This is a genomic window from Candidatus Microthrix parvicella Bio17-1, assembly GCF_000299415.1.
In the GTDB taxonomy this organism is placed as follows: Bacteria; Actinomycetota; Acidimicrobiia; order Acidimicrobiales; family Microtrichaceae; genus Microthrix; species Microthrix parvicella.
The window spans coordinates 99,257-113,374 of record NZ_AMPG01000004.1; the positions used below are offsets into that span (position 1 = coordinate 99,257).

General features: G+C 68.5%; 12 protein-coding genes. 7 read left to right on the plus strand and 5 right to left on the minus strand.

Translation table 11 applies throughout. The annotated features are described in order from the left end of the window. Positions 1 to 8: 8 nt before the first annotated feature. The 3 genes from MPARV_RS0116225 to MPARV_RS0116235 form a co-directional block, all read right to left on the minus strand. Positions 9 to 1,877, minus strand: a complete 1,869-nt coding sequence (locus MPARV_RS0116225; RefSeq protein ID WP_081582380.1) for a polysaccharide biosynthesis protein — start codon at positions 1,875 to 1,877, stop codon at positions 9 to 11. A gap of 148 nt (positions 1,878 to 2,025) precedes the next feature. Beyond that, on the minus strand, positions 2,026 to 3,063 hold the full coding sequence (locus tag MPARV_RS0116230; protein ID WP_020379017.1) for a magnesium and cobalt transport protein CorA: 1,038 nt from the start codon (positions 3,061 to 3,063) through the stop codon (positions 2,026 to 2,028). Between the two features lie 46 nt (positions 3,064 to 3,109). Continuing rightward, the gene (locus MPARV_RS0116235) at positions 3,110 to 4,513 is read right to left on the minus strand and encodes a glutamine synthetase family protein (RefSeq protein ID WP_020379018.1); all 1,404 of its coding nucleotides are present in this window, start codon (positions 4,511 to 4,513) and stop codon (positions 3,110 to 3,112) included. Positions 4,514 to 4,649: 136 nt separating this feature from the next. On the opposite strand from MPARV_RS0116235, the gene MPARV_RS0116240 reads away from it, so the two are divergent. Further along, a complete protein-coding gene (locus tag MPARV_RS0116240; RefSeq protein ID WP_020379019.1) occupies positions 4,650 to 5,717 on the plus strand; it encodes a P1 family peptidase in 1,068 nt (355 codons plus the stop codon). A gap of 410 nt (positions 5,718 to 6,127) precedes the next feature. Here the strand turns inward: MPARV_RS0116240 and MPARV_RS0116250 are convergent, their stop codons facing one another. Next, entirely contained in the window at positions 6,128 to 7,003 is an 876-nt protein-coding gene (locus MPARV_RS0116250; protein WP_020379021.1) for a glucose 1-dehydrogenase, read from the minus strand. 44 nt (positions 7,004 to 7,047) lie between these two features. Here MPARV_RS0116250 and MPARV_RS0116255 point away from each other — a divergent pair, with 44 nt between their 5' ends. From MPARV_RS0116255 to MPARV_RS0116265, 3 genes are all read left to right on the plus strand, one after another. Further along, entirely contained in the window at positions 7,048 to 8,490 is a 1,443-nt protein-coding gene (locus MPARV_RS0116255; protein WP_020379022.1) for an aldehyde dehydrogenase family protein, read from the plus strand. 89 nt (positions 8,491 to 8,579) lie between these two features. Continuing rightward, complete coding sequence (locus MPARV_RS0116260) at positions 8,580 to 8,900, plus strand: hypothetical protein (protein ID WP_012229266.1); 321 nt, start codon at positions 8,580 to 8,582, stop codon at positions 8,898 to 8,900. Between the two features lie 8 nt (positions 8,901 to 8,908). Further along, on the plus strand, positions 8,909 to 9,529 hold the full coding sequence (locus MPARV_RS0116265; protein WP_012229267.1) for a 2OG-Fe(II) oxygenase: 621 nt from the start codon (positions 8,909 to 8,911) through the stop codon (positions 9,527 to 9,529). Positions 9,530 to 9,564: 35 nt separating this feature from the next. Here the strand turns inward: MPARV_RS0116265 and MPARV_RS0116270 are convergent, their stop codons facing one another. Beyond that, complete coding sequence (locus MPARV_RS0116270) at positions 9,565 to 10,461, minus strand: FKBP-type peptidyl-prolyl cis-trans isomerase (RefSeq protein WP_081582382.1); 897 nt, start codon at positions 10,459 to 10,461, stop codon at positions 9,565 to 9,567. Positions 10,462 to 10,620: 159 nt separating this feature from the next. Here MPARV_RS0116270 and MPARV_RS0116275 point away from each other — a divergent pair, with 159 nt between their 5' ends. From MPARV_RS0116275 to MPARV_RS0116285, 3 genes are all read left to right on the plus strand, one after another. Beyond that, entirely contained in the window at positions 10,621 to 11,850 is a 1,230-nt protein-coding gene (locus tag MPARV_RS0116275) for an LCP family protein (RefSeq protein ID WP_157789686.1), read from the plus strand. 62 nt (positions 11,851 to 11,912) lie between these two features. Further along, on the plus strand, positions 11,913 to 12,506 hold the full coding sequence (locus MPARV_RS0116280) for a peptidylprolyl isomerase (protein ID WP_012229270.1): 594 nt from the start codon (positions 11,913 to 11,915) through the stop codon (positions 12,504 to 12,506). Between the two features lie 126 nt (positions 12,507 to 12,632). Then, the gene (locus MPARV_RS0116285; RefSeq protein WP_157789687.1) at positions 12,633 to 14,087 is read left to right on the plus strand and encodes an ABC1 kinase family protein; all 1,455 of its coding nucleotides are present in this window, start codon (positions 12,633 to 12,635) and stop codon (positions 14,085 to 14,087) included. Positions 14,088 to 14,118: the final 31 nt, after the last annotated feature.

The window sequence follows — 14,118 nt, forward strand, 5'->3', positions numbered from 1 at the left end:
GCGGGAGGCTAACCCGTCACCTGACGGAGTGTCAGAACCGAACCGTCGTCAGGTTTGCGTGATTCCCTCGCCGAGATCCACCCGGGGGCCACCTCGCGGATCTGGTCGCACAGCACCTGCCGCTCGTCGTCGCTGTAGGGCGCGACCGGCACGTGGGAGATCAGCGGGTGGTGCGGGCGGGCGGCGTCCTCGTCGAGCGACGTCAGCACCTCGTGCAGTTTTTCGCCGGGGCGCAGGCCGGTGAACACCACGTCGACCGGCGGGTCGGCCTCGTTGGCCAGGCGGTGGGCGACGTCGGCGATCTTCACCGGCTCGCCCATGTCGAGCACCAGCACCTCGCCCGAGCTGCCCACCGCACCGGCGTCGATCACCAGGCCGACCGCCTCTTCGACGGTCATGAAGTAGCGGGTGGCGTCCGGGTCGGTCACCGTCACCGGCCCACCGGCGGCGATTTGTCGGCGGAAGGTGGGCAGCATCGAGCCGCGGCTGCCCAGCACGTTGCCGAAGCGCACCGACAGGTAGGTGCCGGGACGGCCCGAAGCGGCGAAGCTGGCGGTGAGACGCTCGGCCTGGCGCTTGGTGAGGCCCAACACCGAGGTGGGGTCGGCCGCCTTGTCGGTCGACACGTTGACCACCCGTTCGACGCCGGCGGCCGCGGCGGCCTCCAGCACGTTGAGCGAGCCCAGCGTGTTGGTTTTGAAGCCCTCGTCCGGGTTCTGTTCCAACAGCGGCAGGTGCTTGAGCGCAGCGGCGTGAAACACCACCTGGGGGCGGTGGGTCTCGAATACCTCGACCATGCGCTGGGCGTCGCGCACCGAGGCGATGACCAACGCCCGGTTGTCCAACAGCCCGTGGCCGTCCAGGCTGATCTGGAGCTCCTGAAGCGACGTGTCGTCGATGTCGAGCATCACCAGGCTGGCCGGATCGAACTGGCGGATCTGGCGACACAGCTCCGAGCCGATCGAACCGCCCGCACCGGTGACGAGCACCCGCTTGTCGCTGAGGTAGTTGGAGATGTCCATCAGCCCGGTGCGCACCTGGTCGCGGCCGAGCAGGTCCTGGGTGGACACCGGCTTGAAGTCCTTCACCGTGACCGAGCCGAACAGCTGGGTGACCGGCGGCAGGTTGAGCACCTCGAGGCCGCAGTCGCGGGCGTCCCGCCCGATCGACGCCCACTCGTCGGGCGACGTGGTTGGCATGGCCATCACCAGCACCTCGGCGCCGGTGGCCGTGGCCACCCGGGCCAGATCGGCCCGCGTGCCCAGCACCGACACCGACCGCACGCGCAGGTTGGCCAGCCGCTTGTCGTCGTCGAGCAGGCCCACCGGGTAGAGGTCGGAGTCCTCGTTCAACATGGCATCGATCACGCGGCTGCCCGCCGTGCCGGCGCCGAACACCAGCGCCGGACGCCGGCCCTCGCGGGAGTTGCCGGCCGCACGCAGCTTCTCGCCGGCCGAGCGCAGCGCGAGGCGCACGCCCAGCTGCATAAAGCCGGCCAGCGGCCCGGCCAACAGCACGGCGGCCACCTGGCGGCGGGCGTCGGTGATGAGCAGGGTGCACAGCACCAGACCGAGCGTGGTGATCGTGGCGGCCCGCGCCACCCGGTGGACCTCCTCGACCGAACCGGCGCGCCAGGCCTTGCGGTACAGGCCGACCGCCCAACCGGCGGCCATCTGAAGCCCGGCCGCCAGCAGGGCCAGGCCCAGCGCGACGCCGATGTCGAACGCCTTGCGGGATTCGATGAAGGCCAGCGACGAGGTGGCGAGCACGGCGAAGAACCACGAGAGCGAGTCGAGCGAGCCCATGACCGCGCGCCGATGCACGCCGCCGAGCCGCTCGATGAGTGCCGTCGACCTTGGGCCGAGGGGAGTAGCCATGGGGGAGACCTTCCGGAAGGGGACGCCGCACCCACCCTTACGGCGTTTACTAACAACGTATCGGGGGCACTCACCCAGAGCGAGAGCCTGAGCACATCCCTGCGAACTCAACCTAGTACCGTATGAGGTTCAATTTCCACTCGGGTGCCTACAGCCAGCCGGACCGTCGAAATCCCCGGTACAGGGCAAAACAAATGGCCGCCATGAGGCTGAGGATCAGCGGATAGCCGATTTGAGACTCGAGCTCGGGCATGTGGCTGAAGTTCATGCCGTAAATGCCGGCGATCATCGTGGGCACCGCCAGGATCGACACCCAGGCCGACATTTTGCGCATGTCCTCGTTCTGGCGCAGCGACACCTGGGTGAGGTTGGCCTCCAGCGCCGAGCTGAGCAGCGCGCGGGCATTGGCTGAGCGGTCGACGACGTCGGCCAGGTGGTCGGCCACATCGCGCAGGTAGGGCTTGGCGCCCTCGGGCACCTCGTCGCCGTCCATCAGTGCGGCCACCTGCTCGCGCACCGGGCTGGTGGCCCGCTGGGTCTGCAACACCTCACGCAGCAGGTAGTAGAGCCGCTCGGTGGGCTGGCCGGGGCGGACGCCCTGGGCGAACACCTGGGTCTCCACCTCGTCGATGTCGTTCTCGATGCCGTCCAACACCGGGCCGTAGGCGTCGACGACCTCATCGAGGATGCTCACCAGCACTGCGGCAGGGCCGTAGTGCAGCCGTTCGGGGTGGGTCTCCATGCGCCGACGAACCCCCTCGAGACGCACCGCGTCGCCAATGCGCACCACGACGACGAAGTCATCACCGAGCAGCACGGTGATCTGCCCGAAGTCCACCTCCTCGGTGGCATCCAGGTAGCGGGCCGTGCGCAACACCATCGACAACGTGCCCTCGATGCGCTCCACCTTGGGACGCTCCCGTGGCGAGAGCGCGTCCTCGATGGTCAGGGGATGAATATCGAACGCTTCACGCACCTGGGCCAGCTCGGAGGCCAGCGGGTTTGCCAGCCCCACCCACGCGAACTCGCGGGGTACGGGACGCTCGCCATCGACGCTGTCGTGGTCGACGCCGCCCGGCTCGTGCTCCGTCGGGGGCGGCGTGGCCAACTCGGCCGCCACCGACGCGGGCGTGCGGTCGCCCGCCAAGCGGACGCCGTCGCGGTACACCGCGCAATCAACAATCATGCGGACGGTCGATCATGCTGCACACCCCTCACTGTCCGCCCCCGGCTCACAGGCGTTCGTAGCCCCGGCGGTACTCCCAGTCGCTGACCGACCGGTGGAACGCCTTCCATTCCTCCTCGGCACCGTGCACCAGGTGGAACATCACGTCCTCCCCGAACGCCGCGTTGGCCACGTCGGAATGCCGGAATGCCGTGGTGGCGTCCGGCAGGTTCCATGGCACGTGGGTGAGGGCCGTGCCGTCCTCGCTGGTGGCGGCGTAAGCGTTGCCGAGGTAGGGGTCGCCGCAGTCCAGGCCCGCCTCGATGCCGGCCAGCCCGGCGGCGATCACCCCGGCGAACGCCAGGTAGGGGTTGGCGTCCGCGCCGGGAATGCGGCTTTCGATGCGCAACCCGGCGCCGTGACCCACCAGGCGCAACCCGGCCGTGCGGTTGTCGAGCGCCCACACCGTGGCGGTCGGCGCCCACGACTCGGGCTGATAGCGCTTGTAGCTGTTGAGGTTGGGGGCGCCCAGCAGCGTGAGGTCGGCCAGGTGGGTCTGCAGGCCCGCGACGAAGGCCCGCATGTCGGCGCTCATGCCATCGCCGGCGTCGCCGCCGCTGAGCGGCGTGTCGCCGTCGGGTGACCACAGCGAGGTGTGGATGTGACACGACGAACCCGGCTGTTCTGCGAACGGCTTGGCCATGAAGGTGGCCGACTCGCCCTCGAGGTGGGCGATCTCCTTGACGCCGTTCTTAAAGACGGTGTGGTTGTCGGCCATCTCGAGCGCGTCGGAGTAGCGCAGGTTGATCTCATGCTGGCCGGGCGCCGCCTCACCCTTCGAGAACTCGATCGGAATGTTGGCGCCCAGCATCTCGTTGCGGATTCGCCGGATGATCGGCTCGTCCTTGCTGGTTTGCAGAATGTGGTAATCCAGGTTGTACCAGCCCCTGGTGCGGGGTGGGCGGAACCCGGCCTCGGCCAACTGCTCGTAGGTGTCCGGCGACAGAAAGAACTCGAGCTCGGAGCCCATCTTCACCGAAAAACCGGCCGCCTCTGCCCGCTTCAATTGGTCCCGCAGGATCTGGCGTGGCGACACCGAGACCGGATTGCCGTCGTGATCGGCCAGGTCGCACAGCACCAGCGCCGTCGCCTCCAGCCAGGGGATGCGCCGAAGCGTCCTGAGATCGGGAACAGCCCGGAAGTCGCCGTAACCCGCCTCCCACGTGGCGTAGCGGTATCCGGGAATGACGTTCATTTCGACGTCGGTGGTCAGCAGGTAGTTGCACGCCTCGATGCCCTCCCCCTGGTGACCGCCGCGGTCGACGACGTGGTCGAGGAAGAAGCGGGCGGTCACCCGCTTGCCCAGCAAACGGCCGGTCATGTCGGAGAACGCCACGACGACCGTGTCGAGGGTCCCTTCGGCGGCTTCGAGGGCCAGGGTTTCCAGATCGAGCGGACCGTCGGTGGTCATGGTGGGTTCCTTCCGTCGCCGAGCCGGTGCGGCAAGGGTGCCCGGGGACACGCCGACGATAGCGGCTGAGGCATCCTGGACACCGAGCCCCGGCTCTCACGGGGCACTCGGAAGTGACAGCGCCCAAGGAGCGAGCATGGCAACCGACACGACTGCGCCGACGCAATCCGACGGCGAGGTGATCGCCCACATGCTGGCGGGCTTCGGGGGTGGGGGAGCGCGTGGCCGCGGCGTTGTTCGTGTCGGCCACTGGACCGACGTCCGCGCCCGTACCGGCGTCACCGTGGTGCTGCTGCCGGAGGGATCGATCGGCTCGGCCGAGGTGCGGGGTGGAGCGCCCGCCACCCGGGAGTTTGACGTGCTGGCGCCAACGGCCACCGTGACGCGCCTGGACGCCGTGGTGCTTTCCGGCGGATCGGCCTTTGGGCTCGGTGCCGTCGACGGCGTGGTGACCGGGCTCGCCGCCGCAGGCCGGGGCTTTGTCACCGCCGGGGGAGTCGTGCCCATCGTGGCGGGGATGTCGCTGTTCGACCTGGCCGTTGGCTCGCCCCACATCCGTCCAGGCGCCACCGAAGGCGCCCTCGCCACTGCGGCCGTGCTCGGTGCGGCGGCCACCCCGGACATCCGTGACGGAGCGCCTGCTACCGGGGCGGTTGGTGCCGGGGCGGTTGGTGCCGGGGCGGTTGGTGCCGGAGCGGGCGCCACCGTCTCGAAGTGGCGAGGTCGCGACGTTGCGGTGCCGGGAGGGCTGGTGACCGCCACCATCTGCGAGGGCGGGTTCACCGTGACCGCCCTGGTGGCGGCGAACGCATTTGGCGACGTGATCGGCCAGGGCCCGGCCAACCTGCCCTGGCCCAACATGGTGCCGTCAGACCTCGTCGGGTCGTCCTTCGGTCAGAACACCACCCTCGGTGTGATCGTGACCGACGCCGCGCTCACCAAGAGCGAGTGCCTCGTGCTGGCCCAAGGCGCCCACGACGGGTATGCCCGGGCGATCACCCCGCCACACTGCCGGGTGGACGGCGACGCGGTGGTGGCCGCCGCCACCGGCACCGTCCCCGCGGCTTCTGCCGAGGACCCCCGCCGACTCGGCCAGGTGGAGCTCCTGCGCTGGATGGCGGTGCGGGCCACCGCCGACGCCCTTGCCACGCTCGCCGAGGTCGCGCCTGCGGGCCCCATCCCGTGGATCGACCCGCCCGTCTGAACCCAACTGCCACTGAACCCTGGGGTCGGATCGAGGCCAACCTCCGGCATGCGCTCTCCGAAATTTTGTTCGAGTTTCGAATCACCGCTTCGTTTTTCGAACAGGTTTTTGAAAACGGACCACCATCCTCAGCCCACCCGACGAGGGGACACGAGCCGGCGCCTCATCGTCGGCCGGGTTGGGGGTCACCAGGGGCACGCCCTCGGTCATGGCCGTCGCAGCGATCGCCAGGTCGATCTGACGACGTCGTGGTTGGCCGCCCCGCCGTGAGACCTCAGCCCGCCAACCCTCCGGAGTCGGCCCGTCCCACACCCTGGACAACTCCGGCCCACTCACCCACCTGATTGCGGAGTTCCCTCTGCGGACTCGTGTCCACGTGCCGACGGCGGCACTTCTGTTACTGCCACGTGTTACTCGGGTGTGGTGTAGGCCGCCGTGATGCCTCCATCGATGAGGAGGGACTGGCCGGTCATGAAGCTGGACTCGTCGGAAGCGAGGAACAGGGCGCCGGACACGATCTCCTCGGGCTGGCCGAAGCGGCCCATGGGGATCTGCACCAGGCGGCGCTGGCGGGCTGCGTCATCGGCCATGTACTTGGCGAGCAACGGGGTGAGCACCGGCCCGGGACACAGGGCGTTGGCCCGGATGTTCTCGCGGGCGTGCACGGTGGCGATCTCGCGGGTCATCGAGAGCACGGCGCCCTTCGAAGCGGTGTAGGCGATCTGTGGGGTGGCGGCGCCCAGGTGGGCGACGAAGCTGGCCACGTTGATGATCGAGCCGCCACCGGCGCGCTTCAAGGCCGGAATACCGGCCGAGCAGCACTCCGCAACGCCGATGACGTTGACCTCGAGGGTGCGCACCCACACCTCACGTGGAGTGGATGTGGGGCCGTCATCGTCGGCCATCGAGATGCCGGCGTTGTTGTACATCACGTCGAGCTTGCCAAAGTGTTCCTCGGCGGCGTCGACGGCGGCCTGGACGGCCTTGGCGTCGGTCACGTCGCAGAACACCCCGATCGCTTTGCCGCCCGCCGCCTCGATGGCGGCCACCGTGGAGGTGGGGTCGGCCACGTCGGCCACAACCACCGCCGCACCCTCGGCTGCAAAGCGTTCCGCCCCAACCCGGCCCAGGCCGGTGGCGGCGCCGGTGATCAACGCCACCTTGCCGTCCAGACGTCCGGCCGCCCGATCGCGCCCGGGGGCCGGTTGGATGTCGGCGTCGGCCACATGGCCGCCCGGGGTGCCGGTGCTGTCTGACGTGGTCGGGTTCTCTGGATCTGGGCTCATTGGGCGGGCATCGTAGATGACCCAGGCAACTAACCTCCCGATCCATGTCATCTGAGCTGTTTGAACTGATCGTCGCCGGACAACGGCGCCCCGCCGCCGATGGCGCCACCTTCACGACCTACAACCCCGCCACCGGCGAGCCACTCGGCGAGGTGGCCCAGGCGGGTGCATCCGATTTGGACGCCGCGCTGGATGCCGCCCGAGCGTCGTTCGCTGACGGAACGGGGGAGTGGGCCACCACCTCGGCCACCGAACGGGGCAGGGTGCTGGCCAACGCCGCCCGGCTGATCCGGGAGCGGGCTGACGAGTTTGCCGACACCGAGGTGGCCGACGCCGGACACACGATCACCGACGCCCGCTGGGAGGCGGGCGCCATGGCAGACGTGTTCGACTACTACGCAGGGGCCGCCAACAAGCACTTCGGCGACGTCATCCCGGTACGCGACCCGGGCATGATGACCGTGTCTCGCGTGCCGGTGGGTGTGTGCGCCCTGGTGGTGCCGTGGAACTTCCCCAGCTACATCGCCACCTGGAAGTTGGGCCCTGCGCTGGCTGCCGGCAACTCGGTGATCGTCAAACCGGCGTCCCTCACCCCACTTGGTGCGTTGCTGTTGGGCCAGGTGCTCGTGGACGCAGGGGTTCCGTCCGGGTGCGTTTCGGTGCTGCCCGGACCCGGCTCCACGCTGGGCTCGGCGCTGGTGTCCGACCCCCGGGTGGACAAGGTGTCGTTCACCGGCGACACCTCCACCGGCACCTCCATCCTGATGTCGGCTGCACCCAACATCACCAGGGTGTCGCTGGAACTGGGTGGCAAGTCGGCGGCAGTCGTCTTCGACGACGGCGACGTTGCGCTTGCCGCCGCCGAGATTCCCATCTCGGTGTTCGCCAATGCCGGGCAGGACTGCTGCGCACGGTCGAGAGTGCTGGTGCAACGCTCGGTGCTGGGCGAGTTCACCGACGCGCTCGTCGAGCGAACCAAGGCGCTGCGGGTGGGCGACCCAACCGACCCGGAGACCGAGATCGGCCCGATGATCTCGGCCGGTCAGCGGGATCAAGCGGTGGACTACCTGTCGATCGGCGCCGCCGAGGGCGCCCGGTTGGTCACCGGCGGCGAGACGGCCGATCCGGGGTTCTTCATGAACCCTGCGGTGTTGACGAACGTGGCCAACGATTCCCGGGTGGGCCAGGAGGAGATCTTCGGGCCGGTGGCGGCGGTCATCGCCTTCGACGACGAGGCCGAGGCGATTCGGCTGGCCAACGACAGCCCCTACGGCCTCTCCGGCTCGGTGTGGACCGGAGACGTTGGCCGGGCGCTGCGCGTCTCCCGATCGATCCGAACCGGAGTGCTCTCGGTGAACTCCAACAGCTCGGTGCGCTACGAGGCCCCGTTTGGCGGGTTCAAGCAGTCGGGGATGGGCCGGGAACTCGGTATGGCGGCCCTGGACCACTACACAGAATCGAAGATGGTCTTCTTCGCCGAGCGCTGAGACCAGGTGGTGCGGTGGCCCAGCTTGCGGGCGGGGCCCCCGCCAGACCACAGTGATGTGGTTCTGACCCGTCCGAAGGAGCACGCCAGATGAGCACGGAATCAACGCCTCGCCGCCGCCCAACGCTTCGCCGCTGCGCCGGCTGGGGTGCGCTGGCACTGCTGGCCGGTGGCACGCTGGTGGCGTGTGGCGACGACAGCCCCACCTTGGAGGACCCCGCTGCTGAGGTGGTGTTCACCGGAAACAAGGACAACTCGATCGGTACGCCGAGCTCCTTCGCCACGACCACGGTCGTCGTCAGCACCACCTACTACTTCCCAGACAACGAGCTGTCGCCAGACGAGGGCGCCACAGTATCCGGGGACGCGCTGAACACACCCGACCCCGGGGTGGAGCAGACCACGCCCTGAGCGACGAAGTGGCTGATGCGGAGCCGCCGATCAACTGGTTGCCGTTGATCTCGCCGACGCCACGGCACCAGGCATCCCACCATGTGGTCGATGCCGCCTTCACCCCTGAGGAGTGTCGGCGCATCGTGGCGCTGGCCGAACCCGAGTGCGCGGAGGTCGGCTCGATCGAGGGCGACGACGAGGTGGACCGTGTTCGGTCGTCCTCGGTGAGTTGGCTGGCCGCCGACGACGACACCTGGTGGATCTTCGAGCGGCTCGCTCGGCTGGTGCGCGAGGCGAATGAAGGTTGGGGCTTCGACCTGGTTGGCTTCGAGGAGGAACTGCAATACACCCGCTACGACGGTCCGGGCGACCACTACACCTGGCATCGGGACGGGCTGGACGGCGACGTCTCAACCAGGAAGATCACCGTGGTGGTGCAACTCACCGACCCGGGCGGCTACGACGGGGCTCAACTGGAGTTGCCCGATCGCCTGGCGGATCCGGAAGACCCGGACCGGTTGCGGCACGTCAACGGGCAGGGCTCGGCGGTGGTGTTCCCCGCGTATGAGTATCACCGGGTGACCCCGCTTCGGCACGGGCGTCGTCGTTCGTTGGTGGCATGGGTTGCCGGTCCGCCGTTTCGCTGATGGCTGAGCTTCACCAACACCTGGTGAGCCTGGGCTCAGTTGCGCACGCCAACCAGGGTGACCAGCCAGGCGTCGGCCTGCTCCGCCGGTACGTCGCTGGGTTTCAACACGATTCGGGTGCCACCGCTGCGTAGGCCCTTCAACTCGTTCCGGAACCAAACCGAGACGTCGCTGGACCCCAGGTCGATCGCCTGCGCAGAACACGATGGCCAACCTGTTTTCAGCACGGCGTCATGTTTGAGGTCCATGGAGGAGATCAACGCGGTGGCCTGACCCCCGGCTTCGAGCGCGGGTCCGCTGCCTTCGTCAAGGCTCAGGTGATGTTGGCCGGAGCTGACAGCATGGTGCAGCGACTCCCACGACCACTTCGGTGGATCAGCGGCCCAGAGCACCGTCACGTCGGCGTGCAACCTTGCACCCGGCGGAACCCCGCCGAGCTTCCAGCCATGATCGCCGTAGGCCAATGCCGGTGGAATCCCGAGTGCGCGTCGCCCGCCCACCCTCATGCCGCGGGCACCCGATCGAATTCCCGGAATCACCCGGGTGTCGTTCAGGGACACCACCATTGAGTGGTCGCCCGTCGGGGTGGTGACATGGGTGTCCCCGTCGGCGACCTTCAACCTGACGTCCAACTGCACACACGCCGCCGTGTCGGCCCGCGGTCCGTCGCCGGTGAGCTCGGAGATGATGGTGACACCTGCCTCGGACGTGTGGGCCGGTTCAACCTCTTCCCCGGCGGAGCTGGACGGGGCCCCGGCGGCGTCGGCTGTTGGGGTGCCATCGAGTGACGTTCCACAGGCAACGAGCGTGGCCAGGAAGGACGTGAGAAACCCCACCACGACCACTCGTCCAACGATGCGATGCCCCACCCTGGTCGACCCCGGAAGACCGCTGGTTCGGCTGTCCCCGGAGGGCTGGGATCGCGGTGTCACGGCTGGAAATCGTACCGGTGTCGGCCTGCGGTCGTGCTCGGGCTGTCGGCGCTCTCAGGTCCACACCGCCCCGTCTGTTGAGCGGCGGAACAGCATTGCACCGCAGTGACCCGATCCGCCGGCACACTGTCACCCGGTGCCCGGATGAAGAGGTGACACGTGAACGCCGACGAAAGCCACAAGTTCTACGTGCCTGCCCCCGGCGACGATGGTGGATCCCCGGCGCCGCCCGAAGGGGAGCCGCCGCCGGCACCTGCGACGCCGCCGGCACCTGCGACGCCGCCGGCACCTGCGACGCCGGCGCGGCCCCCTGCTGCCGGTCCGCGTCAGGTCTATGTGCCGGAGCAGACCGAACCAGCCGGTGCCGGTTCGCCGGGGCCACCGGCACCTTCGATGCAACGACCGGCGTCGGCCGGTCCTCCCACCTCGGTGGCCCCGCTCCCGGTCGCACCCGCCAGGTCGAGACGTCCGCCGGGACGTCGCCGGCGGTTGCGCCTGCCCAGGAAGCGGTGGTTGTGGCTGGCGATCCCGCTGGTGCCACTGCTGCTGGTGGCTGGGTTCGGCCTCTACCTCTACAGCCTGTTCGCCGGGGTGAACCGGGTGGACCTCTCCGGCGTGCTCACCCCCCAGAACGGTCCTGGGGTGAACTACCTGATCGCCGGGTCGGACCAGCGTGCCGACGGGTCGGTGGCGGGGGAGCGGGCCGACACGCTGATCGTGATGCGGGTGGGGGACGGAACGCCAAAGATGATGTCGATCCCACGGGACCTGTGGGTGCCGATTTCCGGCACGGACGGATCGGCGAAGATCAACGCCGCCTACAACGGCGGGCCGGCTCGACTGGTCGCCACGGTGCAGAGCTCACTCGAGATCCCCATCCATCACTACGTGGAAGTGGATTTCGTCACGTTCGGATCGCTGGTGGACGCGGTCGGTGGGGTCACGATCAACTTCCCCCACCCTGCCTTCGATACCAACAGCGGACTCTCGGTTGACCAGACCGGTCCGGTGGAGCTCGACGGGGAACAGGCCCTGGCCTATGTACGTTCGCGTCACTACACCGAGGTGATCGATGGGGTGCCACGTGAAGATCCCACCGCCGACCTGGGCCGCCAACTGCGACAACAGGAGTTTATGAAGGCGGTCATGGGCAAGGTGGGGGCCACCCGCAATCCGGTCGGTCTCACCAAGGTGGCCAGGGCCCTGGGCAAGGATCTCACCATCGACGACGACCTGTCCGCGTTTGGGGCGCTCGGGTTGGCACGCGGCCTGGCCGGTACCAGCCCGGATACCCTCATCCTGCCGACAGCCCCTGGACGCGAGGGCGCCCAGTCGGTGCTGTTTCTCCAAGAGCAGGCGGCGATTCCGATCTTGGACCAACTGCGGTAGCGGCGGGGACGCGGCAGGGACGATGGGCGGGCCGGCGGCTGTGGGCGCCTACGCTGTGCGGTGTGGCGGACCGACGGCGTCCGTCCAGGAAGGCGACCCCCACCATGGCCGAATGCCCCAACACCGACGGCTCCAGCCCACGCACCACCAAGTTCGACGCCCCGCCCCCGATGTGTATCGATCCGGAGACCACCTACCACGCTGAGATCGTCACCTCGATGGGCACGATGTTTGTGCAGTTGCTGCCCAAGCGGGCGCCCAAGACGGTGAACAACTTTGTGTTCCTGGCCCGCTATCACTACTTCGACGGCGTCATCTTCCACCGGATCATCAAGGACTTTGTGATTCAAGGTGGTGACCCTGAAGGCACCGGCCGCGGCGGTCCCGGCTACCGGTTTGCCGACGAGCTGCCCCAGCCGGGCGAATATCAGCTGGGCTCGTTGGTGATGGCCAACGCAGGCCCCGACACCAACGGCAGCCAGTTCTTCGTGGTGTCCGGTCCCAGCGGCATTGGGCTGCCGCCCAACTATTCGCTGTTTGGCAAGGTGCTGGACGGCCTCGACGTGTTGGACAAGATCCAGTCGGTGCAGACCGGCCGCGGTGATCGGCCAACGACCGACGTGGTGATCGAGTCGGTCACCATCACCGAGGGCTGACAAGCGGGCGAGCACGCTTCGATCATCGGGCGCCGTGGCGATTACCGTGCGGCGATGGACTCCCCCTCCCCCCGGCGAAGATGCTCCTTACCGCGCTCGCAGCGACGTCTCCTGGCGGTGGGGGCCGTGGGCCTGGCAGCCGCGTCTGCCGTGGCGATCGCCGCCCGGCGCAGGGGGCGTCAGGCACCCACCATGGTCACCGCCCGGATGGCCCGCCGTGCACAGCTGGCCCGCGTGGGGGCCAAGGCCGGCGCCACCGTCGCCCTGAGCCGGGCGCGGTCGGTTGGTGCGGCGCCGGAGCGAAAGGCCGAACTGCGCGCCGAGGCCGAGTTGGCCTCGGCGGAGGCGGTGGCCGAGGCCCTCGGCAACATGAAGGGCGCGCTGATGAAGCTGGGACAGATGGCCAGCTACCTGGAGACCGGGCTGCCCGAGCCGGTGCGCCAGGCATTGGTGCAGTTGCAGTCCGATGCTCCCCCGATGGCCCCGGAACTGGCGGCCAAGATGGTGACCGATGAGCTCGGCGCGCCCCCGGATGAGCTGTTTGCCGAGTGGGGCGAACGTCCGATTGCTGCTGCGAGCATTGGGCAGGTGCATCGGGCGGTGACCCACGACGGACGCGAGGTGGCCGTCAAGGTGCAGTACCCGGGGGTCGACGACGCGATCCGTCACGACCTGGAGACCTCCGACGTGGTGTTCAATGCGCTGGGCATGATGTTCCCAGGGATGGACCCCAAGCCGATCGTGGCCGAGTTGCGGGAGCGGCTGACCGAGGAGCTCGACTACCGGGCCGAGGCCGATCATCAACGCCGATTCGCAGCGTATTACGAGGGCCATCCCACCATCTCCGTTCCGGCCGTGATCGACGAGTACTCCACCGGGCGGGTGCTGTGCAGCGAGTTCGTGCAGGGCAGACGCTGGGCCGACATCGTCGAGGCGCCCCAGGCCGAACGGGACCTGTTCGGAGAGACCATCTTTCGCTACGTGTTCGGGTCGATCTACGGCATGCACGCATTCAACGGCGACCCGCATCCGGGCAACTACCTGTTTGGTGAGGACGGCCGGGTGAGCTTTCTCGACTACGGCCTGGTGAAAACGTTTGATGTCGCCACCGTCGCCGACTTCGAGTCGCTGATCGTCGCCATGGTGATCGACCACGACCTGGAGCGGTTCCGCAGCGAGGTGGAACGCATCGGGTTGTTGCCTGCTGATGCGCCGTTCACCATTGAGCAGGTGGCCTCGTACTTCGGTCACTTCTACGACCACATCGCCGAGGAGGGTGTGCACAGCATCGGGTCCGACTGGTCGGCCGAAGCGGTACGTCGCTACTTCGACCTCACCGGCCCGTACGCCGACATCATGAAGTCGGCCAACCTGCCGGGCGACTGGGTGATCGTGCAGCGCATCAACCTCGGTTTGTTTGCGCTGTTGGGGGAACTGGGTGCCACCGCGAACTGGCGCCTGATCTCGGAGGAGTTATGGCCCAGCGTGGGGGGCCCTCCCTCAACCCCGATGGGCGAGGCCATCGCCGCCTGGGAGGCAGCGCGTGCCGGGACCGCACAGGACACCACCGTGGTCTGCTGATCGCTTCAGCGACCAGGTGGTTGTGCGCTCA